This is a genomic window from Pantoea sp. SGAir0215, from assembly GCF_043543215.1.
Genome location: NZ_CP028032.1, coordinates 237,501 through 264,090, shown reverse-complemented (window position 1 = coordinate 264,090; position 26,590 = coordinate 237,501). Strand labels below are relative to the sequence as shown.

Genomic DNA, 26,590 nt, shown 5'->3' with positions numbered 1-26,590 from the left:
GAAATGATCCTTAAATGGCGAATATATTATGTTATAACATAACAAAATAGCGGCCATTTTCAATATGCTTTGTTGGATTCAGGGTTTCCATTTCTTTGCTGTTAAGACTGAAAGCGAGCAGGCTGATGCGACTGGCTGAGCGTTAAGCGGGTTCATATTTTAATTGTTATGTTATAACATAATTAATTCTGGGAAACATTATGTGGTAAACAGACATATCATGACACAATTCAAATACTGGTTTTTCGGTACGCTTACTGGCCTGCTGTTTGCGTCATTAAGTGCTTACGCCGATCGCAATCAGCCCGTTCGCATTGCCGCACCTTTCGAGATTAAAGGTCCCGATCCCGCCCTTTCAGGCGACATTCTGCTTCGTATGGATGTGGTGGAAACGCTGGTGGAAACGGATGAGAAAGGCAAGGCGGTACCCGCGTTAGCCGAAAGCTGGGACATTTCGCCTGATGGGCTGCAATGGCATTTTACGCTGCGGAGCAACGCCCATTTTCATGATGGATCGCCTGTTACTGCTGAGAGCGTCGTAAAATCGCTGAATACCGCCCGCAGTAAGCCAGGTTTACTCGACAAGGCACCCATTACGTCGGTCAGCGGAGAAGATCGGCGTGTGACGGTCACGCTGAGCGAGCCTTTCACGCCGCTGCTGGCGGTGCTGGCTGAAAGCCGTTCGCAAATCCTCGCGCTGAGTTCCTGGGACGATACCAATACCATTACGCGCGTCATCGGCAGTGGCCCTTTCCAGCTCGTCAGTTTCCAGCCACCTCAGTCACTGAGTGTAAAACGGTTTGAAGGATACTGGGGAGAGAAACCCAGCATTGAACGTGCCCGTTATTTGTCCGCGGGTCGGGCCGAAACGCGCGCATTACTTGCAGAAAGTGGTGATGCGGATTACCTCTTTAATCTGGACGCCGCCAGCCGTCAGCGCTTGTCACACAAAAGTTCACTACAGGTGCTTACCGTTTCCGTACCCCGTACGGTGATGCTGAAGCTGAACGTCGCTCATCCGTTCCTGAAGGAACAAACCACGCGCGAAGCGCTCAGCCTGGCGATCAATCGGAATGCGCTGTCTGCGGCCATATTACGCTATCCCGGTGCGGCAACACAGATGTTCCCGCCCTCTATGGCCGGGTGGCACAACGCGTCTTTACAGCCTCTGGATTATGCTCCTCAGCGTGCCGCCGCCTTACTGGCACAGTCCGGATGGATATCCGGCCGGGACGGCATGTTAACCCGCGCTGGCCAGCGCTTTACCCTCACGCTGCTGACATATCCCGATCGCCCCGAGCTGCCCTTAATCGCCATGGTCATTCAGCAACAACTGCGAGAGGTCGGAATCGAGGTCATCATCAATTCAACCAATTCCAGTGAGATACCCGCGCGTCATCATGATGGCAGCCTGCAAATGGCGCTCTATGCCCGTAATTTCGCCCTGACGCCGGATCCTGGCGGCACGCTACTTCAGGATTACGGTTCGCAGGGAGGTGACTGGGGCGCAATGAACTGGCACGACAACGCGTTTGATAAGGCGCTCAGCACGCTTTCACGTAGCAACGATCCTGATCAACGACAGCAGGCAAGAGCGGTCATCACCGCCGCATTACAGCGTGATTTACCGGTTATTCCGGTTGCCTGGTACCAGCAGTCAGCAGCAGTAAACGCGAAGCTCGCCGCCATAAAACTGGATCCCTTTGAACGCCATTTTGGCCTGCGTGAAATCAAATGGGCGGAATAATGCTTAAACAACTCGTCTGGCGCCTGGGTCAGGCTGCCTTTGTGATTTTTGCCGTCGGTATTTTAACGTTCGTTTTAGTACAGGCGTTACCGGGCGATATGGCGTGGCGCATTGCGTCGGGACGATATGGTTATGACCGGGTCGACCTGGCGGCGGTTACCCGCGTGCAGCAACAGCTGACGGACTTTTCCGCTCAGGGAAATGCACTATGGCACTGGATGTGGGATCTGCTGCGCTTCGATTTCGGGCGATCTCTCGTCTCAGGCGAGCCGGTCAGCAGTGAGCTGGGCTGGCAGTTAACACAAACCCTTGCTCTGGCCGGTGTAGCACTGCTGATGATGTTGATTCTCATTATTCCTGCGGGGGTCTGGGCAGGATGTCGGCCGGGCGGTGTTGTTGATCGGCTCATTAACGTGCTGGCACCCACGTTTAAATCGATTCCACATTTTGCCCTGGGTTTACTTCTGATTATGTTGTTTTCGCTGCGCCTGAACTGGCTACCCAGTGCGGGGCATGGGGAAGGGCAACATTTCATCCTCCCGGCGCTGACGCTGGCATTAACGCTGAGCGCGGTAGGGGCGCGTGTTGTCCGTGAGGCAACCTGTCAGGCAGTGAAAGCAGGCTGGTATCGCTGGGGAGCGCAAAAGGGCCTTTCCGCGCCGCACCTGTTTTTGCGACATGGTTTGCGCAATCTCAGTGTCCCTGTCGTCACCTGGATCGGCATGCAGTTCGTCTGGTTAGTGGAAGGTGTGGTGGTGATCGAAACTCTTTTTGCCTGGCCAGGTGTCGGACACGCGCTGGTACATGCGATTTTTGCCCGGGATGTTCCGGTGATTCAGGCCAGTGCGGTGGTACTGGGATTGACCTTTGTCACCTTAAATATGCTTGTTGATGGCGTGTGTTATGTCCTGGATCCCCGAGGTAAACGCGTATGACGTACCGCCAAAAAACGGGGCTGGTGATAATTTTAACCTTGCTGGCCTTTGCATGGCTGATGCCGTTGTTGAATCAGAACGATCCCCTGCAGCAGGATTTGTTACAGATGTTAACGCCGCCCTCGGGTAACGCGTGGCTGGGTTATGACCATTTAGGGCGTTCGATGCTGGCGCGCCTGAGTGCGGCGCTGCGATTGTCGCTGGGGCTGGCGGCCCTGTGTGTGATTACAGCAATGCTCATGGGGCTGCTGGCGGGAATAGCCAGCGCCTGGTACGGCGGATGGGTCGATCGACTTTTCGGTATGCTGGCCGACATGTGTCTGGCGCTGCCGGGCCTGCTGTTAGTCCTGCTGCTCGCCGCAATCGCACCTGACGCGCCGCTCATGTTATGGCTGGGACTTTCACTGGTACTGTGGGTGGAATTTTTCCGTGTGACGCGCGCCACGCTGCGGCCTGTGGTCATGTCGCCAGCCGTTCAGTCATCTTCACTGCTTGGCTTCTCCATTGTTTATCTCTTTCGCCGACATCTTTGGCCGGCCCTGTCTCCGTTATTGCTGACACTGACCGTCTATGCATTCAGCAATGCCATTATGGCCGTATCGGCGCTGGGATTTATCAGTGTTGGCGTTCGTCCACCCACACCTGAGCTGGGCCTGATGATGACGGAGCTGTTCCCCTATGCCTGGGAAGCGCCCTGGCTATTACTGCAGCCTGTGGTTGTGCTGTTTATCCTGCTGGTGGGGCTGAATTTGTTGGTCAACAAGGAGCGCAAATGGCAAGCATCGTAATCAAACAGGTCGCCGTCTTCGCGGATACCTGCATTGTTGAGCCTGTAAGTCTGATCATCCATCCCGGCAGGCCCGTCACCTTCATTGGTGAGACAGGATCGGGAAAAAGTTTGTTTGCGCAGGCGATTTTCGGCGCCTTACCCGACGGACTGCGCGCTGAAGGAACGGTAGTCATTGACGGGCAGCAATATAATCTGCGAACCGATCTGACAGCACTCCGTGCGCTGTGGGGACACCGTATTGCCGCTCTACCTCAGGAGCCCTTGCTGGCGCTTGATCCGACGATGCGTGTGAAAGGCCAGACAGAAGAGGGTTATCGGTACATACAGGGGTACACGCGTCAGGGCGCGCAGCAGGCGGCAGGTTTGGCGCTGGACTCGCTGGGGCTGGCCCACGCGGCAGAGCGTTTCCCCTGGCAGCTTTCCGGTGGAATGGCCCAACGGGTGTGCTTTGCCGCTGCGCGGGCGGGCGGTGCCACTCTGCTTATCGCGGATGAACCGACGAAAGGACTGGATGTGGCGCGACGGGACGAAATTGGTGACATGCTCAACCTGGCCGTAGCCCGCGGCGAAGCCTTGCTGACCATCACCCATGATATCGCGCTGGCCAGGCAGTTAGGCGGTGACATTGTCGTGATGCATAAGGGAAAGGTGATTGAGCAGGGCAATGCCACGCAAGTCCTGAATGCGCCGCAGAAGGCTTATACGAAACAGTTGCTGGCCGCCGAACCCCATGCCTGGCCACCGGCCACGTTGTTGCCCTGTGATGACACCCTCGTATTACGGGCCGAAGGGCTTACTCTGAAACGCGCCGGGAAAACGTTGTTCCGCAATGTAAATTTATGCTTTCGCGCCGGTGAAATCGTTGGGCTTTATGGTGAGAGCGGCAGTGGCAAAAGCAGCCTGGGAGATACGCTATCGGGCTTGATTAAGCCCGATAAGGGAACGATAACCCGACCGGGCAGGTTTCATCCGTTGCGTTATCAAAAACTGTACCAGGATCCTTCTGCGGTTTTTCCACCGGATATCACTATGGCCCAGATCATCGACGATCTGCTGCAGCGCCACACAATTCCGGTGAGGCGACGTGATGAGCGGATGCGCCAATTGGGGCTCGGACAGGCGTTGTTAGACCGTCCGGCTTCAGGATTGTCAGGCGGTGAGCTTCAGCGGTTTTCGCTGCTTCGGGCGATGTTGCTGAATCCCGTGTTCCTGTTTGCCGATGAACCCACGTCGCGTCTCGATCCTGTGGTTCAGCAACAGACGCTGGCCTTACTGACTGATCTGGCCATGCAGCAACGCTGCGCCATTCTGCTGGTCAGTCATGATCTCACGCTACTTGAGAGGAGTGCACATCGGGTCATTTCCCTTGATGCGATTAGCCTGCCTGATGACTGAGGCAGAGCACCCTCAGATGTGCTCCATGACCAGCACGGCCAGCGTATCCGGCTCCAGCGCACGAAAAATATGTTCAGTGTCGCCGGGATAGCTGATGTAGTCGCCCGGTGCCAGTTCGACGGGCGAGTCTGTGGGCCCGACCAGCGCGCGTCCCTGAGTCAAGATGAGATGCTCAATGGTGTTCGGCGAATGCGGTTGCGAGCGGCGCTCGCTGCCGGGCTGGATGTTTAGCAGATAGATATCCCGTCGCGCGCCGGGCGGACAGGTTGCCAGCAGGACGGCTTTATAATCCGCCTGCTCGGCGGCAACGGCAGGGCCTTCACCGCGACGAATAACCTGCAGGCGGTTCGCTTCCGGCTCCATCAGGCGGGCAAACGGAATATTCAGGGCAACGCAAAGTGACCACAACGTCTCAATGCCAGGATTACCGTTCCCCGCCTCAAGTTGAGAGAGGGTCGATTTTGCTATGCCGGCCCGACGCGCGACTTCTGCGAGAGTCAGTCCTGCCCGCTGGCGCTCTCTGACTAAACTGCTGGCGATAATATCAATGGGTGTACTCATCCTGCATCCTGTTCGTTATGGCGAACGTATCGTTCATCTTGTAATGCTGCTGCGGTCCGTTCATTATAATGGGTATATCGTTCGTTATGGGATCTAATCGTGATGCTGGATAAAAAAGGGACGCTGGACAAGGGCGTGATAAAAGCCATTTTCCTTGTCTGTCTTGCCGATGGCATTGTTGGCCTGTCATATGGTTCGCTCGCTCTTGCAGAAGGTTTTCCGTTTTGGGTGCCGCTGGCGTTATCGACGCTGGTGCTGGCGGGGGCGTCTGAATTCCTGTTTATCGGTATCGTGGCGGGCGGTGGCAGTCCTCTCACGGCGGCAGCGGCGGGGCTGTTGGTCAATGCGCGTCATCTTCCTTTTGGTATCACTGTCAAGGATTTGGTCGGTCAGGGCAGACGGGGTCTGCTAGGATGCCACATCATGAATGATGAAAGTGTCGTGTTTGGCATTTCCCAGCCTACGCTGGCGCAACGTCGCCAGGCATTCTGGATATGCGGCATCAGTATTGGCGTAATCTGGCCTGTGACCGTAATGGCTGGCGCGGCGATAGGGCAGTTTATTCCGAATGTGTCTGCTATCGGCCTGGATGCGGTCTTTCCCGCGATCCTGATTGCGCTAATCTTTCCTGCCTTACGCAAAGCGCGCACCCGCATTCCTGCTATGACTGGTGCGTTTTTGTCGCTGGTGGTCACGCCTTTCGTACCTGCCGGTATGCCCGTATTGTTTTCCTTGCTTGGCCTCTTTACATGGAGATCGCGCAAATGAATCACGCCATGATTATTGCAGGTATTGCGTTGCTGGCTGCTGGCACCTACGCCATCCGTTTCGCGGGTGTTAAACTCGGCAATCGTCTGCCCGTCAGTGAACGAACCCAAAATATGTTATCCGATGCTGCCACTGTACTGCTGCTTGCGGTTGCGGCAACCACCACGCTGTTTGAAGGCCAGCATTTTGCAGGGATGGCCAGAGTGCTGGGCGTCGGGTTTGCCCTGTTCCTTGCCTGGCGTAGAGCTCCGCTGATTTTCATTATTCTGGGCGCGGCCTGCATGACGGCGTTGTTGCGCTACATGGGTGTACCCTGAATGCGCTATTTATCTTGCCGGACCCGGCGATAAATTGCGTGTCAGCCTTGACGAACAGCGTCGCTTAAAATACAACTAGAACCCGTCAGGGGAGTCTCGCCAGAGAGACTGAGAGGCTAATAGCGCCATGCGCGGCTTAGCGACCCTTAGAACCTGACCCAGTTGATACTGGCGTAGGAAGACGGGCATCTGCGCATCGCGTAGATGCTTGCCGCAGAGCCTGTTTCTGTCAGGCTTGTGCTTTTTCCCTTCTTGTATCGCGGGTCTCTGAGAGCTAACAGAGAGGCCAATGTGACTATCCTTATTCCGTTTTTACCCCATCAGGATGGCGGACAATGAGCCGCTGGTCAGTGCTGGGCAGCGGTGTATCCGGACTCTGTATCGCGACGTTACTGGCCGAACACGGCGAGAAGGTTGAAGTCATTACGCAACCGAATTGTCAGGCGGCGTCCTACTGGGCTGGCGGCATGCTGGCACCCTGGTGTGAGGCAGAAAGTGCGCCTCAGCAGGTCGTTGAATGGGGACAGCACGCTGCAGCGTGGTGGGCAGCCCGCGTAAGTGGCGTTGAACAGCAGGGCACACTCGTACTCGCGCCACCGCGTGACAGCGCCGAACTTACCCGGTTTGCCAGCATGACCCTAGCGCATCAGTGGGTTGCGCCAGGTGACATCGAACCCGCGCTGGAAAACCGCTTCGCCCGGGGATTATTTTTCCCGGCTGAAGCGCATCTCGATCCGCGTCAGGCAATGCAACAGTTACGTGCACGTCTGGTCAGCGCGGGCGTCAGTATTCACGCTGGCAAGCCCAGCGGACGCATTATTGATTGCCGCGGTATTCATGCGCGTGAGGCACAGCCAGCCTTGCGTGCGGTGCGGGGCGAAATGCTAATACTGCAAACGGATGAGATCACGTTTTCCCGACCTTTACGCCTGCTGCATCCCCGTTTTCCTTGCTATCTGGTTCCCCGGGCGCAGGGGCACTTTATGCTCGGGGCCACCATGGTTGAGAGTCAGGATACCAGCCCCATCAGCGCGCGCGCCATGATGGAGCTGCTGAGCGCTGCTTACAGCATTCATCCTGCGCTTGCCGAAGCGCGCATTATCGAAAGCGGGACGGGGTTACGTCCTGCTTATCACGACAACCTCCCCGACGTGCGTTATGAAAACGGTGTCTTTTCCATTAACGGTATGTATCGCCATGGCTTTTTGCTGGCACCGGTTATGGCCGAAAAGCTCATGCATCAACTTGCAACAGAGAGACTACTATGCGAATCGAACTAAATGGTCGTGCTATCGAGACGAAAGCCGGGACGCTTGCGGAGTTGTTAGAAGAGCAGGGCATTGACGCTGGCTGTGTGGCCAGTGCCCTCGATGGAACCTTTGTTCCCAGAGAGCGCTATGCCTCACAGTTGCTTGAGGCCAACTGCCGTCTGGAAGTGCTGTCGCCAATGCAGGGAGGTTGATCATGTTTTACGACTACAAGGGCGACTCCCGTTTTTTACTGGGTACGGCCGGTTATCCCTCACCGGATATTCTTCAGCAGGCTGTTGTGGCCTCCGGTGCGGATATCATCACGGTCAGTCTGCGTCGGGAAGGGAATCAGGGTGGGGCCTTTCGCGATTTACTGAAAACGCTGAATAAGCGCGTGTTACCCAATACAGCGAGTTGCCATACCGTCAGGGAAGCCGTCACGACGGCGCATATGGCGCGCGAACTGTTTGCCACGCCATGGATCAAACTGGAAGTGATCGGGCACGCGGATACCCTGCAACCGGATCCATTCGCCCTGGTGGAGGCCGCCCGTATTTTATGTGCCGAAGGTTTTCATGTTTTTCCTTACACCACAGAAGATCTGATTGTGGGCGAAAAACTGCTGGAAGCGGGCTGTCAGGTGCTGATGCCCTGGGGCGCGCCCATTGGCTCGGGGCAGGGGCTACGCAATATTGACGGTTTACGCACCATGCGTGCCTGGTTTAAAGACGTTCCGCTGATCATTGACGCAGGGATCGGTGCTCCCAGCCAGGCGGCGCAGGCGATGGAGCTGGGCTTTGATGCCGTGTTGCTGAATACCGCCGTCGCGAAATCCCACGATCCGGTACGCATGGCGGGAGCGTTTGCCAGTGCCATTCAGTCAGGACATCAGGCGCGGTTGGCCGGCATGATGGAACGTCGGGATATGGCGGTCGCCTCCACGCCCGTTTTTGGTCTGGCGCAGTTCAGTTAAGGAGCGAAAATGTCGCGATATCAACGACAGACTATGTTGCCCGAAGTCGGGGATGAGGGGCAGCAGGCGCTGGCTGCAGCCCGCGTTCTGGTCGTGGGCGCGGGTGGACTCGCGTCAACCCTGTTGCCCCTGCTCGCAGGTGCCGGCGTGGGCTATATCCGGCTGTATGATCATGATGTCGTGACGCTGCATAATTTGCATCGCCAGACGTTGTTTACCGTTGCCGACATTGGCGAGCCCAAGGTTTTCTGCGCGCAGCGTGCGCTGGCGCAACGCAATCCTGACATACTCATCGAGCCGCATGTTGATGCCCTGCGTGCCAGCATTATCGATACGGCAATGACAGGGATTGATTTGGTCATTGACGCCGCAGACAATTTTGCAGTGACCTATCTGCTCTCCGACAACTGCTATGCCCGACGAATTCCCCTGGTGAGTGCCTCAGTGCTGGGAAGACAAGGCTATGTTGGCGGATTCTGCGGCGGAGCGCCCAGCTATCGCGCGCTGTTTCCCCGTTTACCCAAAGCATCAGGCAACTGCAACACTGCGGGGGTTTTAGGCCCGGCGGTCGCCACCTTAGGCGCCATGCAGGCTCAGATGGCGCTCAGCATACTGCTAACGCTGTCGCCGTCACCGTTAGGGTGCATGATTAACTGTGATTTTGTGTCATGGCAACTGCGTCAGTTCCGCTTTGATGCGGCACCGGAACCGGAAAAACCCGGGATTCCGTTTATTGATCCTGCCTTGTTGACGCCAGACGACTGCGTGGTGGAGCTACGTGGGATGGATGAAGCCCCCGTGAGCGTCAGCACGAATGCTGAGAGGCTACTGCCACAGGATATTGCCTGCTGGCAACCGCCCGCGGATAAGCGCATTGTTCTGGTCTGCGCCAGCGGCATGCGTGCCGCTCAGGCCGCGCAGGCACTGGAGGCGCGTGGCTGTGAGCGGCTGGCCATCATCGCCGACCGCTAAATCTGACGGAAAAGCAGGCTTATCAGGCCCGGTCTGAACGACGGGCCTGATAGATATCGGGTCGGGTAATCGTCCAGGCGTAATCGGGCCGGTTGACGGGCTCGTAACCGAACTTTTTATATAGCCATGGCGCGGTTGAGGTGAACAGTAGCATCCTGCGAAGTTTATCCACGATGGGATGGGACTGACAGCAGGTAATCAGCCAACCTCCCAGACCTGCGCCCTGATACTCTTCCAGCACGTAGACATCACATAAATAGGCAAAGGTGGCGTAATCAGTAACAAAGCGGGCAAATCCGATCTGCTGTTGATGATGAAAAAGGCCAAAATTTAAGCTGTTCTCTACCGACAGGGCCACGGTTTCTCCATCAATACCGGCTGCCCATGTTGAGCGGGTGAGATAGCGATGAATCGCCTCAATATCCATCCTTGCGCGATCTGTCGTGATCAGATAATCGTCTTTATACCATTGCTGAACGGCTACCATCTGTTTCCCTCTGCCTTCCGATATGAATGAAAGTTATGATGACCGCGTTGAGCTGACGATCAGGATACCAGGTTGTGTACGGCAATCACTATCAGCAAAAGGCCCCCTGCCATGTTTACATAGCGTTTCAGAACAACGGGATTCACGCTTTGCGCTGAAAAAACCAGTAGCTGGCTGATAAGCGTGAGCCAGAGACACATCACTACAATGTGTACGGTGGCCAGGCTCAGGAAGGCAGCCAAATCGGTTCTGTCGCCTGTAAACTGGGAAACCACCGTCAGGTAGAACAGGATAGCTTTAGGGTTAATGACGTTGGCCAGCCAGGCGCCTTTTATCGTCACCGCGCTGTCCATAGCGTTCAGCGTAAAGGTTTTTGTCTTTATCCCGGTGATAAACAGCAGTCCGCCAAGCCACAGTAAATAAACGCCCCCCACGATTTTTAACCAGGTGAACAGTGTGGATGACGCCACCAGCGCCGTCGACAGCCCCAGTCCAATCAGCAGCGCGTGCGTGTAAATACCCAGCGCAGTGCCGAACAGTGTTTTAAACAAGCCTCTGTAGCCTGATGTAAGTGCACTGTTCATCGCCAGAGTGAAACTCGCCCCAGGTGACAGCGCAATCGGCAACAGTGCAGGCAGAAAGCCAGCGAGATTAATATCCAACGGCTCTCCGTTTACAAGGCTTTTTCGCTGCGTGTACAGAACCGGTCATACACTATGACGGATTGTAAAAAGCACACAGCTTGTTACCGGTGGGATCTCTGAGATAAGCGACACAGCGACCATCGGTTTCTCTGATATGCGGTGGGGATTCAGCCGAGGTTCCGCCGTTTTCGAGACCCTGCTGATGCCAGCGGAAGACGGCGTCAGATGAGGGCATCGCAAAGCCAATGGTTCCGCCATTGGCAAAGGTGGCCGGTTGACCATTAATGGGCTTAGTGACAATAAAACGCTGGTTATTTTTCGAATAAAAAGGGCGGCCTATGGCATCAATTCCCTGCTCTTCACACGCTATTACGGCAAAAATGGCGTCATAGAATTTTTTTGCCTGCTCAATATCGTCTGTACCAACAACCATATGACTAAACATGATTAACTCCTTTTAACATCGGTAAGCATATACTTAACATACCCGCAATGCGTGCGGAAGAGCTGATGAATGAGCTACCTGTTTTACAGGTTATCAGACGATGCGACAGGGCGATGACTTCCCGTGATTACGACGCATTGATGCAGCACTATGCAGAGGGTGCCAGCCTGGTGGTAAAGCCGGGAATGAGGGTAACGCGCAAGGCCATTGTTCAGGATAAGCGGGTGGTTGAGCAGGGCCGAATGGCGGTCATTGAGAGGGGGAAAACGGCGCTGGTGATCATGGAAACCGTGCTGCGTTATCCCTGTCAGCAGGAAAACCATGTTGAAACGACCCGGCGCGCCACCTATTTGTTTCGCCGGGACAGCGATGGTCAATGGCGCTGCACCGTTGATTCGGCCTGCTGCCCCGGAATGAAAACGCCCGTTCGGATGTAATACGGGCGCGAACGGGCGGTTTGTCAGATGACTTCCACCAGCTGGAAGGTTTCAAAGATCAGCTCCATTTCGGGACTGAATCCGCCGTTGCGCTGGAAGAAGCGTTGATGTTCACGCTGCCAGTATTCAAGACTCAGGTCGCCTTCTCCTTCCATCATGGCCATTTCCGGCGTGACGCGATCAAAGCGCGTCAGAAAAAGCCCGGTCGTTCTGACGACGCACAGCGGTTTTTTCTCGCCATCTAAAATAATGTTGTAACCGCCAGGCAGCGGCCTGACGTCGTCATCGTACCAGCCCTGCAACGAGCTGCAGGTGGCAATTTTCTTCCCGGTCAGGACCAGGGTCGCCAGTTCATTCGCCAGCTCAGGTGAATCGCCAAATGACCACGACAGTGCGCCAGGATATTTAGCCTTTATTTGTTCCACATTCATTGTCATGGGAATATTACGTCCGTTTATGGGTTATCCACTCAGTTTGTGTGCATCGCAGGGGAATATCAGGCCAGAAGGCGTTCTGCCCACTGTTCAACCGAATCGCCGCTGCCGATATCGGGCTGGACCAGACCATTAATCATGAAGGTTGGCGAAACATGAATCCCGTTCTGACGGGCATACTTACAGTGCCATTTCACCAGATTTTGTAAGTCAGGGCGATCGAAAGCCGCATAAGCATCAATGCCGCTGTAATCCCTGAGCCGTGCCAGGAGTTGGTTAGGCGTGGTGTCCATGTTAGGACCACGGCAGTGGTCAGTGAACTCAAACGCTTCGCGGTGATCGGCCACCGCCTGGAGGACGGCTTTAGCCGCCGCTTTACCTTGTACTGAGGCGGCAAGAATATAGCGCACAATAACCCCGGAATACATATGCCAGGGCTGGGACTGAAGATGGACTTTAAGCGTCATCTTATCTTCTCCGACCAGGCTCAGGAGCGCATCCAGCTTATTGAAAGCCCGAACGGAGAAAGGGCAGGTGGGCTCGATAAAAACTTCAAAAAGATGAGGCCCATGACCCCAGGTAAGCGGTTCTGCCCGTAGTGTTTCATTGTTCATAGCGGCTCCTGTTGTAAAGCATGAAAGTTGGCTTCAATGACTGTGACAAACTTAGCCAGGTTCTGCCAGTGCAGACCTTATTTTAAACCGATAAGGATTAATCTCATTTCTCCCACATCAAACCAAACCAAACTAGAATTAGCTATCCGGCGGTTTCGCTTTAAAGGCCAGCACTATCAGATTTCATCAATGTTAAATCATGATATTAAACATTATTTTTAACGTTAAGGCACAAAGCGGCAAACTGAAGCGAAATAAAAGCCGCTAAGGTAACGCGCTTTATTCCCTGATATTGGGGTTCAGTCGCGTCATTTATGCCTGGTTCAGGTCTGAGGAACACTGCATGTCGCATTTTCGTCCGGTAGCGCTGGAACACGCAAGCCGTCTGCTTAATCACGGTCCCACGGTGTTAATTACCAGTCGCGACAGTCAGTCAAAGCGCCGCAACATCATGGCCGCAGCCTGGTCGGTACCCGTTGAGTTCACACCAGCAAGAATGGCTATCGTTGTGGATAAATCCACATTGTCACGTGAGATCATTGAAGCCAGCGGGGCATTTGGCATTTGTGTACCGGCGGCGGGTTTTGTGGATATGGCTTATGCGGTGGGCAGCACGTCCGGGCGCGATCAGGACAAGTTTGCCGACTTCGCTATTCAGGCACACGAAAGTCCGCACTATGGCGTGCCGTTGCTGGAAGAGAGCTGTGTCGCGTGGATGGAGTGCCGTCTGCTGCCTGAAACGGAAGCGCAACAGGCCTATGACACGCTGTTTGGTGAGGTGATCACTGCGGCGGCTGACAGCCGGGTATTTTATGACGGCCGCTGGCATTTCGAGGCCGTGGATCCCGCGCTCCATACATTACATCATCTTGGCGGTGGTCAGTTCGTGACCGTTGCGAATACGCTGACTGCCAAATCAACGCGTTAAAAGAGGTACAGAATGACAATTAAGAGTTACGCAGCCATGCAGGCGGGACAAGCGCTGGAGCGTTACGACTATGATCCCGGCCCGTTGGACGCTGAAGATGTTGAAGTCGAGGTTGAGTATTGTGGTGTCTGTCACTCCGACCTGTCGATGATCGATAACGAGTGGGGAATTTCGGCTTATCCCGTGGTTGCTGGCCATGAGGTCATCGGACGCGTAGCCGCACTGGGCGACAGTGCAAAAAATAAAGGGCTGAAAGTTGGTCAGCGCGTGGGCATTGGCTGGACGGCCAAGAGCTGCCAGCACTGCGATCCCTGCATCAGTGGCGATCACGTTAACTGTGCACAGGGTACGACGACGACCATCGGCAACCACGGCGGTTTCGCTGAGAAGCTGCGTGCTAACTGGCAATGGGTTATTCCGCTGCCGGAAAAACTGGATCCTGCCACGGCAGGCCCACTGCTCTGCGGCGGTATCACGGTATTTAAGCCTCTGCTGATGCACAACATCACGGCGATGAGCCGGGTTGGTGTGATCGGAATTGGTGGACTGGGTCATATCGCCATTAAAATCCTGCATGCCATGGGGGCGGAAGTAACGGCGTTCAGTTCATCTGAAAGCAAAAAGCAGGCTATCCTCGACATGGGGGCAGACCATGTGGTGAACAGTCGCGATCCCGAGGCGCTGAAAGCGCTGGCCGGTCAGTTCGATCTGATTATCAGCACTGTCGCGGTCGATCTCGACTGGCAGCCGTACTTTGCGGCACTGGCTCCTCGCGGCAAGTTCCATACGGTCGGCGCGGTGCTGAAACCTTTCGATGTCCCGGCTTTTAGTCTGATTCTGGGTGACCGTGCCGTTACTGGCTCGTCAACGGGCTCTCCGGCTCAGTTACGTTCACTGCTGAAGCTGGCCGGTCGTGCGGATATCGCCCCGACGGTAGAGTACTTTCCAATGTCCAAAATTAACGATGCGCTGGCGCACGTACGCGCGGGTAAAGCCAATTACCGCGTGGTTCTGAAGGCGGATTTCTGATGCCAGGCGCGCCTTTCTGGCGCGCCTTTTCTCTTTCCCGTAAGTAGACGGGCTAATCTCTGTTAAAATTAACTCCTCACGCTTGATGCCGGACGTCTGTACTGGAGAGATTATGTTGTGGATTTGGAATGCCCTGATCGTGTTTATCACCGTGGTCGGCATGGAAGTGGTTGCTGCACTGGCACATAAATACATCATGCACGGCTGGGGTTGGGGCTGGCATCTTTCACATCATGAACCGCGTAAAGGCGCATTTGAAGTTAACGATCTCTATGCCGTGGTATTCGCCATTGTGTCGATTGCCCTGATTTACTTCGGCAGTACAGGAATCTGGCCGCTCCAGTGGATTGGCGCAGGCATGACCGCTTATGGCTTACTGTATTTTATGGTCCACGACGGACTGGTACACCAGCGCTGGCCGTTCCGCTACATACCGCGCAAAGGCTACCTGAAACGGTTATACATGGCCCACCGTATGCATCATGCTGTAAGGGGAAAAGAGGGCTGCGTGTCCTTTGGTTTTCTGTACGCGCCACCGTTATCTAAACTTCAGGCGACGCTGAGAGAAAGGCATGCGGCTAGATCGGGCGCTGCCAGAGATGAGCAGGACGGGGTGGATACGTCTTCATCCGGGAAGTAACTGTCTGACCGGATGCCGTCAGCAAAAGCGTTAATTTTTCGGCGGTGGACGTGGACTGGCGATGATCCCAGGCCTGCTTACCGGCCTGTTCAACTTTCACGCCAATTTTACGGTACACCTGCTTCGCTGTCGCGATGGCCCAGGCCGAGCGTAAGGGTAATTGTGCCAGACCGGCCATTGATGATACGTAATAGGGTTCCGCTTCCCGTACCAGTCGCCCGGCGATACGGCTTAAGGCCTGCCGGTTTTCTGGCGCAGCATAATTCGCTTTCGTCAGTCCTTCCTGTTCCAGCCAGCTTTCAGGCAGATAACAGCGGCCCACCTGAGCATCGTCGACAATATCACGCGCAATGTTGGTCAGCTGGAAAGCCAGCCCGAGATCGCAGGCGCGATCGAGCGTGGCGTTATCGCGAACGCCCATAATTTGCGCCATCATCAGGCCCACAACACCGGCGACGTGATAGCAATAACGCAGCGTATCGTCCAGTGTCAGGTAGCGCGTTTCGCGCACATCCATGGCAAAACCTTCCAGATGGTCGAACGCGTAGGCGGGAGCGATATCATGCGCCATCGCGACTTCCTGAAACGCGGCAAAAGCGGGCTCGTGCATTTGCGAACCGGCGTAGGCCTGACGCGTTTTCATTTCAAGCTGCTGCAGGCGCTGCTCAGGCATCTGCGAAGAGGGCTGGTCGGCATGAAAGCCCAGTGTTTGATCGTCAATGACGTCGTCGCAGTGGCGGCACCATGCGTAAAGCATCAGCACGCTGCGACGGGTTTTGGCGTCGAAAAGCGTCGATGCAGTCGCAAAGCTTTTCGAGCCAACCGCCATGGTTTCGACGGCATGATTCAGTAATGACGTATTCGTCAAATCAGGTCCTCCAGCATTAAGCCTGCCGTCGCCTTCGCCGAGCCGATTACGCCGGGAATGCCCGCGCCGGGATGGGTGCCTGCGCCAACCAGATAAAGATTATCGATGTGCTTATCGCGGTTATGTGGTCGGAACCAGGCGCTCTGGGTCAGAATAGGTTCAACCGAGAAGGCCGAACCTTGCCAGGCATTGAGCTCGTCGCGGAAATCGAACGGCGTAAACATACGGTGCGTCACCAACTGGCTTCGCAAGCCAGGCATGTAATGTTGCTCAAGGTAGTCAAAAATACGATCGCGCAGTCGGGGTCCTTCTACCGCCCAGTCGAGGTTCGCCGTGCCTAAGTGTGGAACAGGCGCCAGCACATAATAGCTGCCGCACCCTTCCGGTGCCAGTGACGGATCCGTGACACAAGGTGCGTGTAAATAAAGCGAAAAATCCTCAGCCAGACCATCATGGTTAAAAATTTCGTGAATCAGTTCACGGTAGCGTGGCCCAAAACAGACGGTATGATGGGCGAGTTGATCGTGATGATGGTTGAGACCAAAATAGAGTACAAACAGTGAGTTACTCATACGCTTGGATTGCAGTTTTTTCGCCTGCTTAGCGGCTGCGGGATGCTGAGACAGCAGATCGCGATAGGTATGTACAACATCAGCGTTCGACGCCACCGCGCAGGTTTCAAACCGTCTGCCGTCTTCCAACTGCACGGCCTGAATCTTGTCCCCAACGGTTTCCATATGACTGACCGGGGCGTTAAGCACGACTTCGCCGCCCAGATCCTGAAACAGCTTGATCATGCCATTGACCAGCGCACCGGTTCCACCGCGTGGAAACCAGACGCCCCATTCCCGTTCTAACGCGTGAATCAGCGTATAAATGGACGAGGTTGCAAACGGATTCCCCCCCACTAAGAGCGAGTGAAAAGAAAACGCCTGCCGAAGATGCTCATCCTCAATGTAGCCGGCAACTTTACTGTAAACGCTGCGCCAGGCCTGCAGCTTTGCCAGCTGGGGTGCGGCCCGAAGCATGTCTTTGAACGATAAAAAAGGCACAGTGCCGAGCTTCAGATAGCCCTCATTGAATACGGCACGCGAATAGTCAAGGAACGCTCGATAACCCGCAACATCGCGCGGATTAAACTGCTGTATCTGCGCTTCTAACTGGGCCTGGTCGTTATCGTAATTGAAGACCTTGCCGGACTCCCAGCACAGGCGATAAAACGGCGTGACCGGCAACAGCTCGACGTAATCCTTAAGCTGTTTACCGGCCAGAGCAAACAGTTCTTCAATCGCGCTGGGATCGGTGATAACGGTAGGGCCTGCATCAAAAGTAAAGCCCTGCTCCTGATAAACATAAGCCCGGCCACCCGGCTTGTCGCGCTGCTCAAGCAGCAAAACAGGAATACCTGCGGCCTGTAAACGAATTGCCAGTGCCAGGCCACCAAAGCCCGCACCAATTACCGTAGTTGGTTTCATGTAGTCGCTCTTCAACGATGAGTCGTCATAATTGCCTGCAATGCCGCGAAAACGGGAACGGGCGGCTTGCCGCTCAGAATGCGTAGCCGATCGATCACGGTGAGTTTTCCCGCATAAAAGCGGGCAATCAAATCCTCGGGTAAGCCATAGAAACGCTGCATCACACGCCAGCGTGACTCGGCCGGTCCGGCTAAAAACAACATGCGATTCAGCATGCGGAAAAACCCCTGTTGCTGCCAACGTTGCTGGGCGAAGTGAGCAATCGTCTGGTGAACAGAGTAAGAGGTAAACACATCCAGCGCGCTGAGACGATCGGCGAGTGCCACCGCGAGCGGTAGGGAGTAGCCGGTTGTCGGATGAAACAGCCCGGCGCGTAATCCGCTACAGGCTTGTGGTTGCTGTTGCCAAAACTGACGATTATCGCCCGTTAACGTAATGGGCAATGCACCCTGTTCTTCCCGCAGCAACGTCTGTAACGGCCAACCCTGTCGCGCAGCATAATCGCGAATGTTCTGACGCGCCCGTTCGGCCTGAAGATTAGCCTTGTCAATGTAGTGTGTGTCTTCGATCAGCAGTGCAGTTGCGGAAAGCGGCAGGGTATAAACAAAGCGGTAGCCATTTTGCTGATCGACCGTCGCATCCATGATAATCGGTGACGATAAACCATGCGGCGCGCTCAGTTGCCACTCCTGACCGATAAATGCCTGGAATCCTACGCGTAGTGCAGAATCAGGCGTGTAACCCCGTCCGTCGATCACTGTACTGGCATGAATAATCCGGCCATCCGCTAACTGGACCGATTCAGCATGAACGGCTGAAACCGCGGTATGCAGCCATAAATGTTGTCCAAACTGTTGCCGGAGTATCCCGGCGAAATGCCGGGAGGTCACGCAGTAGTAGCCACTGTTCACATGGCGACGGCGTTGGGGGAAACGAACCTGGTAGTCGGGCCAGTGATGGACCACAAGCGGCGCTATCCAGCGATGCTGGTTCAGCGTTAAATCCTCTTCGTGAAAGGACCAGGTATGGTTCCCTCCCGCCTCAGGACCCGCCTCAATAAGCAAGATCCGCATATCCGGATGCTGTTGCTGAAGCCGGAGCGCGATAAGGCCGTTAGCCAGACCGGCACCGACCAGAATGAGATCATAGTGCGGTTGCATAATCCTGCCCACTGAGTACTGGCTGACAGGTCCGCATCGCCTGTTCAACAATATCGGCGGCGGCTGGTGTGCCGCCTGCCAGACGCAATGCGGCCTGAATTTTTGTCATACGCTGCGGGTAATCGGTGTTAGTCAGCAGCGATCGAATCTGCCGCGCCAGCGCATGGCTGGTGGTAAACCGAGACGCACGCTTGCCGATGCCATGATAAACAATTCGTGATGCCACGCCAGGTTGATCAAATGCCAGCGGCAGCGCCAGTAGCGGTGTGCGGGAAGCAATAGCGTCAAGTACCGTATTCATCCCACCATGTGTGATTGCCAACTGTGCCTGTGAAAGTGCTGCGGATTGATCGGCAAAATCCACAACCTGAATGTCCCAGCCCCGGGCCAGTTCACCTGCCTGCGTGGCTGAGAGGCCGCCACAGTGTGCCAACAGTAACTGCGCATCCACCTCTTCGCAGGCTTTGGCGATGGTCCTGAACAGGCCATAACGATGCCCCTGCAGGGTGCCCAGCGAGGCAAAAATACGGGGTTTGTCCGGGGACGGAAAATAAGAAGTTGCTGACCCCGGCGTCCCTTGGGGTTGCCGTAACGGTCCCACTGCATGAAAGCAGTCGGGCAGCGCTTTGCGGGGAAAATCCAGTTCGGGGATCAACTGGCTGATTTGTGCCAGTGGAGAAAAACAATGATGCAGTTTTTCACGCGGGGCTAAACCCATTCTGCATGCATGATGCGCGATCACACGATCGTGACGTCGCATCAGCCAGTCATAAATTTTTTCGCTGGTGGTATAGCGTTCCCGAGCCGCATCGCTGGTGCCGTACTCGAAAGGCATCACCGCCAGAGGCAAACCCGGTTCGCGGTTGAGCGGCAGCGCGCAGGCCACCGAAACAAACGGCAGACCTGACGCTTCTGCGACTACTGCACCTGCCGGCTCCATTTGATCAACGATCACGCCCTCTATCTGCAACGCATGAAAAGCGGCGGGCAGTTCCCGGCAAAGCATATCGCTGGTACGTGCCATTTCATTGATCAGTCGTAACATCGAGGGTCCGAGTGGGTGCGCGGCCAGATGCAGCAGGTGCGATAAGGAACCGGGAGGATGCGTTTGCAGTCCGACGGTCTGGAATCCGATATCGCTGCCCGTTACCAGCGCTTTGCAGTCATGTTGCTGAAAAAACGTAACACGATGACCGCGGGCCACTAATTCCTGAGCAAGGTTTTGCAGAGCGCGAACATGGCTGAAAAAGGGCGGTGCGATCACCGCAAAATGGCTCATGCAGCATCCTTAACTGACGGCAGCGAGTTTTTTGTCAAACCAGGCCTGAATAAAAAGTTGGGTGGTGGAATGGCCGTTTTGGCATGCCGCGGAAAGGTGTTCACTTGCCAGGCGCAAATGCTGTCGCAGGCGTTCTTCGACCGCGCCTGAGCCTAATAAATTGACCAGCGTTGATTTACCTGCATCCTGATTGATGTCTTTGCCGGTATCGGTCATGCCATCGGTAAGATCGTCAAGCAACTGAAAGGCCTGGCCGAGATCGAGCGAGAAACGATGCAGGTTCTCACGCGCTTCGCAGGACGCGTTGGCCGCAATGGACGCCATTTGCGTTGACGCGCAAAACAGCGTGCTGGTTTTAAACTGATTGGTTAGCAGTATGGCATCGGCGCTGCGGGGTTTATCGCCTTCCGAGAGGTCCTTAAACTGGCCCTGAACCAGACCCTGCATGCCAATCGCAGTGGACAGCTCCGACACCGCGCGAGTTTTGGCTATCGGCGTCAGACCTTCAGCCTCGGCAATCACCCCAAACGCTTTGCTGAGTAAAGCGACCGCCGCCAGAATCGCCACATGTTCACCGTACTGCGTGTGAATGGTGGGACGCCCCCGACGCATCTGCGCATCGTCCATGCAGGGCATATCATCCAGAATCAGCGAGGCAGCATGCACCATTTCAACCGCGCAGGCTAAATCCAGTAATCCCCCGTGACTGATCGCACAGCCAAGATCGCGCGCTGTTAATAACAGCAGCATCGGACGAATACGTTTGCCCGGTGCCAGCGTGCCTTCACGCATCGCGGCACCCACACAATCCCGCTCACCCTGAACCGGCAGTAACTGATCAAGGCGGCTATCGATATCAGCCAGCAACTGCTCAGCCGAAATGCCAGTAAGGTGAACGTGTTTTTTTGCGCAGACCGTCATTCGGGCTGTCCTTATTAACGGATACATTTACGACAACGCTAAAACGTGCGATGCCATTTTAAAAGACACTTTAACTGCCAGAGCATCGTTGGCAGGGCTACCCGTTTTTTTACCGTTCGGGTTTTCAGTTTTTATTGGGCTAAACCCATATAATTAATACTAGTTGAGCTTTAAGAAAAGAGGGGAAATTCATCAACCTCCGTCACTGCCCTCTGCCGGACTGGCCTTAATCACCTGGATCGTTCTTCAGCGCGTCAGCGCCCGTAATAGCGAAATAATCTGTGAAATGTCATCCGCGCTCAGGGGAGTGTCTTTGGCAAATTGCACATTGCCTTGTGCGTCAAGAACAATTGCCGCCGCCCCGCCCGGTTTAAGCTGCCAGCGATGGCGGGCAAGGCCACTGCTGTCAATGATGAACTGCTGCCACGGCGACGCTTTTTTACTGGCGCGAATGCTGTTAACCACAAAAATACTGCTGCCCGGCAGCGCATCGTCGGTATTAACGATGGTGGTTGTCTGAAAGGTCTTTTCCGGCAGACTGGCCTGCTGAATGGCGCTGATGAGGCCTGCGGACTGCTCTTTAGCCGATAACCGGCCAGCCACATGAATAAGTAAACGGGCTTTTCCTGTAAGTGACTGACTGTTCCAGGTTTGGTAGTGAATTTGACCGTTGCGTAACTGCATTTCACCTTTATCTGCGACAGAAACGGCCGGAACAGGTTTGCCCATCGTAAATGTGTGAGCATGAGACCAACAGGAAACAAGAAAAAGCACCATCAATCCATAACGTTGCACGTGGTCTTCTCATGTTGTCTTCAGGAGAACTTCCAGCTTAGCAACTTTCTCCCTCTTTCGTCTGTTTAATGCGTGTATATGACGCAGATCAATAAGAACCGCCCTGAATTGAACAAAAATGCAGCATTAACGACAGGTTGGGAGGTGAACATGCATGCAGAGTTTATGACATTACCCGAAATGGCGACCTATCTGGGTATTTCGCAAACAAGCCTGGTCAGAGCGCTTTGCAATCGTGGGGCGTTATATGGGGTACCATTGCCTGAGGGGCTGGAGCATCTGCCTTTGACGCAGCGTCACTGGTTACGCGAGGATGTGCGGCAGTTTAAACATGCGCTACAACGTGCCCATGTTATCCATCATCACTGAACGGACAAAACGTTATTATGCCTGACAGCACTGTCGCCCGCTTTTAGCGGGCGTCATTGTTTATTTACCTTGCTCGTCGCTTTCACCCAGGAAGAAGTACCAGAGCGGAATGGACATTAAGCCTGTAAACACTGTTGTATAAAGCAAAATCATCAAGGCCTGCGTGATATACATCATCGCGGTCCAGTCGCTGAACGGAATATTGTATTGCTCAATTACACCACTCACCATGGCGCGAGCCATCACCGTTCCGACAATAATGGCGAGAATGGCGACACTGCGCAGGAAATAGCGCATCTCTTTACGCTTTACTGCAAAACGGGACTGCACAATCGCCAGCGGCGATTGTTGATCTTCCGGCGTAGCGACCACCTGGCGTACCGCACGCTGCGCTTTACGCCAGCGTTGCAGATCCAGAAGCACAAAGACCACTAAACTGACGCCCATCAGCGGCAACGCATAACCCAGAGCCAGGGCGAGAATCAGGCTTGAGCCCTGAAGATAGCGGGGTAACGCCAGCCAGGCCGCGAGCAGCGTTTGCACTGGATTGGCCTGCGGCAGTGCCGGGCGTCGAATCCACCACATGCGGTAGCCGAGCACGATCATGGCGCACAAACCAAAACCAAAGAACGCGAGAAGCAACTGATTGGGTAAGCCAAACAGCACGCCCATATGCGCATCCACGCCCCAGCGCGTAAGTTTTGCGACCAGCGGGAAACGGGCAAACTCAACATGATCAACAATGCTGAAGTCATGCGGATTTACGGATACCGAGTCGACCTGCGTCGGCCAGCGACGATCTATCTCACTGACCGTCCAGGCCTGGTCAGGGTTTTTGGGCTGGCGCAGCTCAATTTTGGCAGCGTGTAAACCGGCCAGGCGCGCGGCGTGTTCAACGCTGTCCCAGTCCGCGTCCGGCTGATTGAATACGGCGGGCATACTGGCATGATGACCCGGCATTGAAGTCTCCATCACCATGCCGTCCATGTCGGGATGATGATCGGCGTGGGGATCGGCAGGCGCAGAGGGTGCAGCCCCGTTTAACGCCGTTCTGACCTGCGGTGTCAGCCAGCCAAGATCGCTACGCATTTTATCAATATTGCTCCCGGCCCACTGCGACCAGGTCAATCCCGTAACGGAGAAAAAGATCAACCCCAGAGATAACACTAGGCCCAGCGTAATATGCCAGTATCGTGTCAGTGCAAAACCCGTCTTGCGCGTTTTTACCTGACGCCGGGGCCGGGTACCAGACCACAACACGATCCCGCCCAGCGCCGCTACCCACAACCACGACGCCGCGAGTTCACTGTAGTTGCGGCCAACATCCCCCAGCAGCAGTCCACGATGCATCTGGTCAAGCCACATCCGCAGAGGTAACACGCCGCTGGTGCCGTATACGGTCATATCACCTTTGACGCGAAGCGTATAAGGATCGATGAAAACAGAGCGTGACTCTGAGGGGCCTGACTGTGCATCCGTAAATTGCACGCGAGTGGTGTCATGAGCGCCGGGCGCAGGCCGTACCGCATAAATCCGCGCATCACCAAAATATCGCCGCGCCGCAGCAATCTGAGCGGACAGCGGCTGAGCGGCACCCACAGGTTCCGCGGTTAACGCATCTTTATAAATTACGTTTTCTATCTGTGGCGTCAGGACATAAAGCGTGCCGGTTAATGCCGCAATAAAAATAAACGGCGCAATAAACAGGCCAATGTAAAAATGCAAACGGCGCAAAACATTCAGTACCGTGCCGCGCGGCGGCGATGTTATTTCTTGTGAAACACTCATAGCGATTCCATATTTCGAGAATACCGGGCTTTTCTTCTTCGTGGATGACGAAGAAGAAAAGATCACATTAAGCTGAGGCGCGCATTTGCAATGGTGGGGCGCGCTGCCGGTAAACCCGCTTGTGGCGCGGTAACAGAGGGCAAAACGTATCGGGAGTCGGTGGGGCCCGGCTAATTAAACACATTAACCAGATGAACGGAATAAACACCCACAGCATAAAGGGGATATGGACGAGCAGATCGCAGTAACCACAGGCACTCATCATCATGCTGTGATCGCCCATGGCCATATCGCTATGGTGATCCCCCATCGGCATGTCGGCCATGATCATATCGTTATGCTGATCCAGCATCGACATGTCGGACATCGCCATCGCGTCACGATTTTCAGCCAGATTTTTGGATACCATCGGTGCAATGAACAACAGCAGCACCGCCAGTATCGCAAGACAGGCGGTAAAACGTTGTCGATTATAATGGGTGGCGTTAATCATCTGAACGGCGGTAGTCGGGTACGCGATAGAGGCGGCAGTGTAACGCGTCAGAGAGTTTAGGGTTAAAAGAAATGCCTTTTTGCCCCAAAAAATTAGCACCTTTTGAACACCTTCACTTAATTAGATATTAAGAATAACTTATCTGTTACTGCTGCCATACATTTGAGCAACATTATTCATCCGCAAAACGTGATAAAGGATACGTCATGAAAATCGTAACGCTTGATGGCGGCACGCTGCCCGTCCCTCCTCCTCAACCTGACTGGTGCAGCGACTGGTGTTTTCGTGAAGAAACGCACGACAATGAGATTATTGAGGCGTTAAAGGGCGCAACGATTGCCATCACCAATAAAGTCCCGCTGCGTGCGGCGACGCTGGCGCAGCTTCCTGACCTGCGCTATATCTGCGTCACCGCCACGGGCTTTGATTGCATTGATATTCCGGTGTGTCGGGAACGTGGAATCGTCGTGAGTAATATCCCCGGCTATTCAACGCAAAGCGTTTCAGAATGCGTGATTGCCTTTATTTTTGCGTTGCGTCGCCAGATAGTGGAATACGCGACGCTCACGCGTGAAGTATGGCCTGCCTCTTCTCATTTTTGTTTTCACCGTTCACCGATTCAGGATATTGCGGGGGCAACATTAGGCATTGTGGGAAAAGGAGACATTGGTATCGCCGTGGGCAGGCTGGCACAGGCGCTCGGCATGAAGGTGTGCTTTGCCGAACGCAGGGGCAGCACCAGGGTGCGTGAGGGCTATGTAAGTTTTGACGAAATGCTGGCCGCAAGCGATGTGATCTCGCTGCATTGTCCTCTGAGCGAAGAAACCCGGCATCTGATTAACAGTGAAACCCTGAATAAGATGCAACCCCATGCGCTGTTGATCAACACAGCGCGTGGCGGTCTGATTCATGAAGCTGATTTGGCGGAGGCATTGCAACAGGGCACGATAGCCGGAGCGGCACTGGATGTGCTGAGCAGTGAGCCGCCGCCAGCCGATCATCCTCTGCTTCAGGCCGATGTGCCGAATCTGCTTGTCACGCCGCATATTGCCTGGGCAAGCAAAAGTGGTATGCACAATTTGTTGCAAGGCATCATGGTCAATCTGGCTGGCTTTGAGCAAAACCGGCCTGTAAATGTTGTCAGCTGAGTCAGAATATTGAGCGGCCCAGCCTGTCAGTCAGGCACTCCAGCGCGGCAGTGCCTGCCAGCGAGTTGCCTGCACTGTCCAGCCCGGGTGACCATACCGCTATACTCATTTCGCCCGGGACCACGGCAATAATACCGCCACCTACGCCCGATTTTGCGGGCATGCCGACACGCCAGGCAAATTCACCCGCCCCATCGTACATGCCACTGGTGATCATCAAAGCATTGATTTGTCGGGCCTGACGGGACGTTATGAGCGCCGAGCCGTCAAGCGTTTTTCCCTGGTTTGCCAGGTAAATAAAACTGCGGGCCAGTTCAATACAGTTCATGGACAATGAGCAGTAGTGAAAGTAGGTCTGCATCACGTTGGTCACGTCATTGTCAAAATTGCCAAATGACTTCATTAACCAGGCGATAGCCGCGTTGCGGGCTGAGTGTTCAAACTCTGAACGCGCGACATGACGATCGTACTGAATATCAGGTTGCTGGCTCAGTTGACGGATGATCTCAAGCATACGCTGGCGCGGTGCTGTAAGACGCGTTTCAAGCAAATCACAGATCACCAGCGCACCGGCGTTAATAAAAGGATTACGCGGTTTTCCCTGCTCAAGTTCAAGCTGAACCAGTGAATTGAACGGCTGACCTGAGGGCTCTTTACCCACGCGTTGCCATATCTCCGCATCCTCATACCGCGTCAGTGCAACAGTTAAGGAGAGGACTTTAGAAATCGACTGGATGGAAAAGCGCGTTTCAGCATCACCCGCCTGAAAGACTGTGCCGTCACGCAGACAGACGGCAATACCTAAATGATCGGCAGCCACGTCGGCCAGTGCCGGAATATAATCGGCTACCTTACCGCGATGAATTAAGGGACGAACCTGTTCAAGAACCTCTTCCAGCAAGGCATTACTCAGCGTGGTCACACGTTT

General features: G+C 54.7%; 31 protein-coding genes and 1 riboswitch. Of the genes, 16 read left to right on the top strand and 15 right to left on the bottom strand.

Translation table 11 applies throughout. From position 1 onward, the window contains the following. The first annotated feature begins 220 nt into the window (after positions 1 to 220). The 4 genes from C1N64_RS22220 to C1N64_RS22205 are packed head-to-tail and all read left to right on the top strand — an operon-like array spanning position 221 to position 4,867. The gene (locus C1N64_RS22220) at positions 221 to 1,747 is read left to right on the top strand and encodes an ABC transporter substrate-binding protein (protein ID WP_394515551.1); all 1,527 of its coding nucleotides are present in this window, start codon (positions 221 to 223) and stop codon (positions 1,745 to 1,747) included. After that, entirely contained in the window at positions 1,747 to 2,682 is a 936-nt protein-coding gene (locus tag C1N64_RS22215) for an ABC transporter permease (protein ID WP_172913290.1), read from the top strand. Before C1N64_RS22220 ends, C1N64_RS22215 begins: the two co-directional genes overlap by 1 nt. Next, positions 2,679 to 3,470 (top strand): ABC transporter permease, encoded by a 792-nt coding sequence (locus C1N64_RS22210; RefSeq protein WP_058702494.1) that lies wholly within the window; start codon positions 2,679 to 2,681, stop codon positions 3,468 to 3,470. Before C1N64_RS22215 ends, C1N64_RS22210 begins: the two co-directional genes overlap by 4 nt. Next, positions 3,455 to 4,867 carry an ABC transporter ATP-binding protein gene (locus tag C1N64_RS22205; RefSeq protein ID WP_394515550.1) on the top strand — a complete coding sequence of 471 codons (1,413 nt, stop codon included), beginning with the start codon at positions 3,455 to 3,457 and terminating at the stop codon, positions 4,865 to 4,867. Before C1N64_RS22210 ends, C1N64_RS22205 begins: the two co-directional genes overlap by 16 nt. 12 nt (positions 4,868 to 4,879) lie before the next feature. On the opposite strand, the gene C1N64_RS22200 is transcribed toward C1N64_RS22205, so the two are convergent. Beyond that, positions 4,880 to 5,428 (bottom strand): helix-turn-helix domain-containing protein, encoded by a 549-nt coding sequence (locus C1N64_RS22200; protein WP_033742317.1) that lies wholly within the window; start codon positions 5,426 to 5,428, stop codon positions 4,880 to 4,882. A gap of 102 nt (positions 5,429 to 5,530) precedes the next feature. Between C1N64_RS22200 and C1N64_RS22195 the strand changes: the two genes are divergently transcribed. From C1N64_RS22195 to C1N64_RS22170, 6 genes are all read left to right on the top strand, one after another. Next, on the top strand, positions 5,531 to 6,196 hold the full coding sequence (locus C1N64_RS22195; protein WP_006122032.1) for an AzlC family ABC transporter permease: 666 nt from the start codon (positions 5,531 to 5,533) through the stop codon (positions 6,194 to 6,196). After that, positions 6,193 to 6,513, top strand: coding sequence for an AzlD domain-containing protein (locus C1N64_RS22190; RefSeq protein ID WP_006122033.1), 321 nt, complete (start codon positions 6,193 to 6,195; stop codon positions 6,511 to 6,513). Before C1N64_RS22195 ends, C1N64_RS22190 begins: the two co-directional genes overlap by 4 nt. A 77-nt stretch (positions 6,514 to 6,590) precedes the next feature. After that, positions 6,591 to 6,710, top strand: a riboswitch (TPP riboswitch). A 138-nt stretch (positions 6,711 to 6,848) separates the two neighbouring features. Beyond that, positions 6,849 to 7,793 (top strand): FAD-dependent oxidoreductase, encoded by a 945-nt coding sequence (locus C1N64_RS22185; RefSeq protein ID WP_006122035.1) that lies wholly within the window; start codon positions 6,849 to 6,851, stop codon positions 7,791 to 7,793. After that, complete coding sequence (thiS, locus tag C1N64_RS22180) at positions 7,778 to 7,975, top strand: sulfur carrier protein ThiS (protein WP_006122036.1); 198 nt, start codon at positions 7,778 to 7,780, stop codon at positions 7,973 to 7,975. The genes C1N64_RS22185 and thiS overlap by 16 nt, the downstream gene beginning before the upstream one ends. Positions 7,976 to 7,977: 2 nt before the next feature. Further along, entirely contained in the window at positions 7,978 to 8,736 is a 759-nt protein-coding gene (locus C1N64_RS22175) for a thiazole synthase (protein WP_205954610.1), read from the top strand. Between the two features lie 9 nt (positions 8,737 to 8,745). Further along, positions 8,746 to 9,708 carry a HesA/MoeB/ThiF family protein gene (locus C1N64_RS22170; RefSeq protein ID WP_006122038.1) on the top strand — a complete coding sequence of 321 codons (963 nt, stop codon included), beginning with the start codon at positions 8,746 to 8,748 and terminating at the stop codon, positions 9,706 to 9,708. A 22-nt stretch (positions 9,709 to 9,730) separates the two neighbouring features. On the opposite strand, the gene C1N64_RS22165 is transcribed toward C1N64_RS22170, so the two are convergent. Genes C1N64_RS22165 through C1N64_RS22155 form a run of 3 tightly spaced genes read right to left on the bottom strand, consistent with a single transcriptional unit; the run spans position 9,731 to position 11,284 of the window. Next, complete coding sequence (locus C1N64_RS22165; RefSeq protein WP_006122039.1) at positions 9,731 to 10,195, bottom strand: GNAT family N-acetyltransferase; 465 nt, start codon at positions 10,193 to 10,195, stop codon at positions 9,731 to 9,733. A gap of 59 nt (positions 10,196 to 10,254) precedes the next feature. Then, entirely contained in the window at positions 10,255 to 10,857 is a 603-nt protein-coding gene (locus C1N64_RS22160) for a LysE family translocator (RefSeq protein WP_054634070.1), read from the bottom strand. A gap of 52 nt (positions 10,858 to 10,909) precedes the next feature. After that, positions 10,910 to 11,284 carry a VOC family protein gene (locus C1N64_RS22155; RefSeq protein WP_006122041.1) on the bottom strand — a complete coding sequence of 125 codons (375 nt, stop codon included), beginning with the start codon at positions 11,282 to 11,284 and terminating at the stop codon, positions 10,910 to 10,912. Positions 11,285 to 11,349: 65 nt separating this feature from the next. Between C1N64_RS22155 and C1N64_RS22150 the strand changes: the two genes are divergently transcribed. Then, a complete protein-coding gene (locus tag C1N64_RS22150; protein WP_205954612.1) occupies positions 11,350 to 11,721 on the top strand; it encodes a YybH family protein in 372 nt (123 codons plus the stop codon). Positions 11,722 to 11,744: 23 nt separating this feature from the next. Here C1N64_RS22150 and C1N64_RS22145 read toward each other — a convergent pair whose 3' ends face one another. Both C1N64_RS22145 and C1N64_RS22140 read right to left on the bottom strand, forming a co-directional pair. Continuing rightward, entirely contained in the window at positions 11,745 to 12,158 is a 414-nt protein-coding gene (locus tag C1N64_RS22145) for an ASCH domain-containing protein (RefSeq protein ID WP_006122042.1), read from the bottom strand. A gap of 59 nt (positions 12,159 to 12,217) precedes the next feature. Continuing rightward, positions 12,218 to 12,769 carry a DsbA family protein gene (locus C1N64_RS22140; protein ID WP_205954613.1) on the bottom strand — a complete coding sequence of 184 codons (552 nt, stop codon included), beginning with the start codon at positions 12,767 to 12,769 and terminating at the stop codon, positions 12,218 to 12,220. Positions 12,770 to 13,112: 343 nt separating this feature from the next. Here C1N64_RS22140 and C1N64_RS22135 point away from each other — a divergent pair, with 343 nt between their 5' ends. The 3 genes from C1N64_RS22135 to C1N64_RS22125 all read left to right on the top strand — a co-directional run bounded on the left by C1N64_RS22135 (position 13,113) and on the right by C1N64_RS22125 (position 15,366). Continuing rightward, the gene (locus C1N64_RS22135; protein ID WP_058702484.1) at positions 13,113 to 13,697 is read left to right on the top strand and encodes a flavin reductase family protein; all 585 of its coding nucleotides are present in this window, start codon (positions 13,113 to 13,115) and stop codon (positions 13,695 to 13,697) included. 12 nt (positions 13,698 to 13,709) lie between these two features. After that, the gene (locus C1N64_RS22130) at positions 13,710 to 14,726 is read left to right on the top strand and encodes an NADPH-dependent aldehyde reductase Ahr (protein WP_006122045.1); all 1,017 of its coding nucleotides are present in this window, start codon (positions 13,710 to 13,712) and stop codon (positions 14,724 to 14,726) included. Between the two features lie 112 nt (positions 14,727 to 14,838). Continuing rightward, positions 14,839 to 15,366 carry a sterol desaturase family protein gene (locus C1N64_RS22125; RefSeq protein WP_033742309.1) on the top strand — a complete coding sequence of 176 codons (528 nt, stop codon included), beginning with the start codon at positions 14,839 to 14,841 and terminating at the stop codon, positions 15,364 to 15,366. Here the strand turns inward: C1N64_RS22125 and crtB are convergent. The 6 genes from crtB to C1N64_RS22095 all read right to left on the bottom strand — a co-directional run bounded on the left by crtB (position 15,305) and on the right by C1N64_RS22095 (position 21,846). Then, entirely contained in the window at positions 15,305 to 16,234 is a 930-nt protein-coding gene (crtB, locus tag C1N64_RS22120; RefSeq protein WP_205954614.1) for a 15-cis-phytoene synthase CrtB, read from the bottom strand. The genes C1N64_RS22125 and crtB overlap by 62 nt on opposite strands. Further along, positions 16,231 to 17,709 carry a phytoene desaturase gene (locus tag C1N64_RS22115; RefSeq protein ID WP_394515549.1) on the bottom strand — a complete coding sequence of 493 codons (1,479 nt, stop codon included), beginning with the start codon at positions 17,707 to 17,709 and terminating at the stop codon, positions 16,231 to 16,233. Before C1N64_RS22115 ends, crtB begins: the two co-directional genes overlap by 4 nt. Before the next feature lie 11 nt (positions 17,710 to 17,720). Continuing rightward, positions 17,721 to 18,869: a lycopene beta-cyclase CrtY gene (crtY, locus tag C1N64_RS22110; protein ID WP_205954616.1), complete on the bottom strand. Its 1,149-nt coding sequence runs from the start codon at positions 18,867 to 18,869 to the stop codon at positions 17,721 to 17,723. Next, complete coding sequence (locus tag C1N64_RS22105) at positions 18,853 to 20,148, bottom strand: glycosyltransferase (protein WP_054687871.1); 1,296 nt, start codon at positions 20,146 to 20,148, stop codon at positions 18,853 to 18,855. The genes crtY and C1N64_RS22105 overlap by 17 nt, the downstream gene beginning before the upstream one ends. A 9-nt stretch (positions 20,149 to 20,157) precedes the next feature. Further along, positions 20,158 to 21,069 carry a polyprenyl synthetase family protein gene (locus tag C1N64_RS22100; protein ID WP_033742307.1) on the bottom strand — a complete coding sequence of 304 codons (912 nt, stop codon included), beginning with the start codon at positions 21,067 to 21,069 and terminating at the stop codon, positions 20,158 to 20,160. 246 nt (positions 21,070 to 21,315) lie between these two features. Beyond that, the gene (locus C1N64_RS22095; RefSeq protein WP_058702481.1) at positions 21,316 to 21,846 is read right to left on the bottom strand and encodes a YtfJ family protein; all 531 of its coding nucleotides are present in this window, start codon (positions 21,844 to 21,846) and stop codon (positions 21,316 to 21,318) included. 168 nt (positions 21,847 to 22,014) lie between these two features. On the opposite strand from C1N64_RS22095, the gene C1N64_RS22090 reads away from it, so the two are divergent. Further along, positions 22,015 to 22,233: a MerR family transcriptional regulator gene (locus C1N64_RS22090; protein ID WP_033742609.1), complete on the top strand. Its 219-nt coding sequence runs from the start codon at positions 22,015 to 22,017 to the stop codon at positions 22,231 to 22,233. Between the two features lie 60 nt (positions 22,234 to 22,293). Here C1N64_RS22090 and C1N64_RS22085 read toward each other — a convergent pair whose 3' ends face one another. Further along, the gene (locus C1N64_RS22085; RefSeq protein WP_205954617.1) at positions 22,294 to 24,021 is read right to left on the bottom strand and encodes a DUF2534 family protein; all 1,728 of its coding nucleotides are present in this window, start codon (positions 24,019 to 24,021) and stop codon (positions 22,294 to 22,296) included. Positions 24,022 to 24,088: 67 nt separating this feature from the next. Next, on the bottom strand, positions 24,089 to 24,514 hold the full coding sequence (locus tag C1N64_RS22080; protein ID WP_006122055.1) for a DUF2946 domain-containing protein: 426 nt from the start codon (positions 24,512 to 24,514) through the stop codon (positions 24,089 to 24,091). Positions 24,515 to 24,720: 206 nt separating this feature from the next. On the opposite strand from C1N64_RS22080, the gene C1N64_RS22075 reads away from it, so the two are divergent. Then, positions 24,721 to 25,662, top strand: a complete 942-nt coding sequence (locus tag C1N64_RS22075; protein ID WP_205954618.1) for a D-2-hydroxyacid dehydrogenase — start codon at positions 24,721 to 24,723, stop codon at positions 25,660 to 25,662. Position 25,663: 1 nt separating this feature from the next. Here the strand turns inward: C1N64_RS22075 and glsB are convergent, their stop codons facing one another. Then, positions 25,664 to 26,584 (bottom strand): glutaminase B, encoded by a 921-nt coding sequence (gene glsB, locus C1N64_RS22070; protein ID WP_006122057.1) that lies wholly within the window; start codon positions 26,582 to 26,584, stop codon positions 25,664 to 25,666. Between the last annotated feature and the right edge of the window lie 6 nt (positions 26,585 to 26,590).

Bases quoted from the DNA above. Each gene is read 5' to 3' on its own strand.
- C1N64_RS22100 (WP_033742307.1), bottom strand. From the start codon at position 21,069: ATGACGGTCTGCGCAAAAAAACACGTTCACCTTACTGGCATTTCGGCT.
- C1N64_RS22190 (WP_006122033.1), top strand. From the start codon at position 6,193: ATGAATCACGCCATGATTATTGCAGGTATTGCGTTGCTGGCTGCTGGC.
- C1N64_RS22155 (WP_006122041.1), bottom strand. From the start codon at position 11,284: ATGTTTAGTCATATGGTTGTTGGTACAGACGATATTGAGCAGGCAAAA.
- C1N64_RS22175 (WP_205954610.1), top strand. From the start codon at position 7,978: ATGTTTTACGACTACAAGGGCGACTCCCGTTTTTTACTGGGTACGGCC.
- C1N64_RS22215 (WP_172913290.1), top strand. From the start codon at position 1,747: ATGCTTAAACAACTCGTCTGGCGCCTGGGTCAGGCTGCCTTTGTGATT.
- C1N64_RS22085 (WP_205954617.1), bottom strand. From the start codon at position 24,021: ATGAGTGTTTCACAAGAAATAACATCGCCGCCGCGCGGCACGGTACTG.
- C1N64_RS22115 (WP_394515549.1), bottom strand. From the start codon at position 17,709: ATGAAACCAACTACGGTAATTGGTGCGGGCTTTGGTGGCCTGGCACTG.
- crtY (WP_205954616.1), bottom strand. From the start codon at position 18,869: ATGCAACCGCACTATGATCTCATTCTGGTCGGTGCCGGTCTGGCTAAC.
- C1N64_RS22140 (WP_205954613.1), bottom strand. From the start codon at position 12,769: ATGAACAATGAAACACTACGGGCAGAACCGCTTACCTGGGGTCATGGG.
- C1N64_RS22105 (WP_054687871.1), bottom strand. From the start codon at position 20,148: ATGAGCCATTTTGCGGTGATCGCACCGCCCTTTTTCAGCCATGTTCGC.
- C1N64_RS22135 (WP_058702484.1), top strand. From the start codon at position 13,113: ATGTCGCATTTTCGTCCGGTAGCGCTGGAACACGCAAGCCGTCTGCTT.
- C1N64_RS22125 (WP_033742309.1), top strand. From the start codon at position 14,839: ATGTTGTGGATTTGGAATGCCCTGATCGTGTTTATCACCGTGGTCGGC.
- C1N64_RS22145 (WP_006122042.1), bottom strand. From the start codon at position 12,158: ATGACAATGAATGTGGAACAAATAAAGGCTAAATATCCTGGCGCACTG.
- C1N64_RS22075 (WP_205954618.1), top strand. From the start codon at position 24,721: ATGAAAATCGTAACGCTTGATGGCGGCACGCTGCCCGTCCCTCCTCCT.
- C1N64_RS22095 (WP_058702481.1), bottom strand. From the start codon at position 21,846: ATGGTGCTTTTTCTTGTTTCCTGTTGGTCTCATGCTCACACATTTACG.
- C1N64_RS22090 (WP_033742609.1), top strand. From the start codon at position 22,015: ATGCATGCAGAGTTTATGACATTACCCGAAATGGCGACCTATCTGGGT.
- C1N64_RS22080 (WP_006122055.1), bottom strand. From the start codon at position 24,514: ATGATTAACGCCACCCATTATAATCGACAACGTTTTACCGCCTGTCTT.
- C1N64_RS22205 (WP_394515550.1), top strand. From the start codon at position 3,455: ATGGCAAGCATCGTAATCAAACAGGTCGCCGTCTTCGCGGATACCTGC.
- C1N64_RS22130 (WP_006122045.1), top strand. From the start codon at position 13,710: ATGACAATTAAGAGTTACGCAGCCATGCAGGCGGGACAAGCGCTGGAG.
- C1N64_RS22195 (WP_006122032.1), top strand. From the start codon at position 5,531: ATGCTGGATAAAAAAGGGACGCTGGACAAGGGCGTGATAAAAGCCATT.
- C1N64_RS22165 (WP_006122039.1), bottom strand. From the start codon at position 10,195: ATGGTAGCCGTTCAGCAATGGTATAAAGACGATTATCTGATCACGACA.
- C1N64_RS22210 (WP_058702494.1), top strand. From the start codon at position 2,679: ATGACGTACCGCCAAAAAACGGGGCTGGTGATAATTTTAACCTTGCTG.
- C1N64_RS22220 (WP_394515551.1), top strand. From the start codon at position 221: ATGACACAATTCAAATACTGGTTTTTCGGTACGCTTACTGGCCTGCTG.
- C1N64_RS22185 (WP_006122035.1), top strand. From the start codon at position 6,849: ATGAGCCGCTGGTCAGTGCTGGGCAGCGGTGTATCCGGACTCTGTATC.
- thiS (WP_006122036.1), top strand. From the start codon at position 7,778: ATGCGAATCGAACTAAATGGTCGTGCTATCGAGACGAAAGCCGGGACG.
- C1N64_RS22150 (WP_205954612.1), top strand. From the start codon at position 11,350: ATGAATGAGCTACCTGTTTTACAGGTTATCAGACGATGCGACAGGGCG.
- C1N64_RS22200 (WP_033742317.1), bottom strand. From the start codon at position 5,428: ATGAGTACACCCATTGATATTATCGCCAGCAGTTTAGTCAGAGAGCGC.
- C1N64_RS22170 (WP_006122038.1), top strand. From the start codon at position 8,746: ATGTCGCGATATCAACGACAGACTATGTTGCCCGAAGTCGGGGATGAG.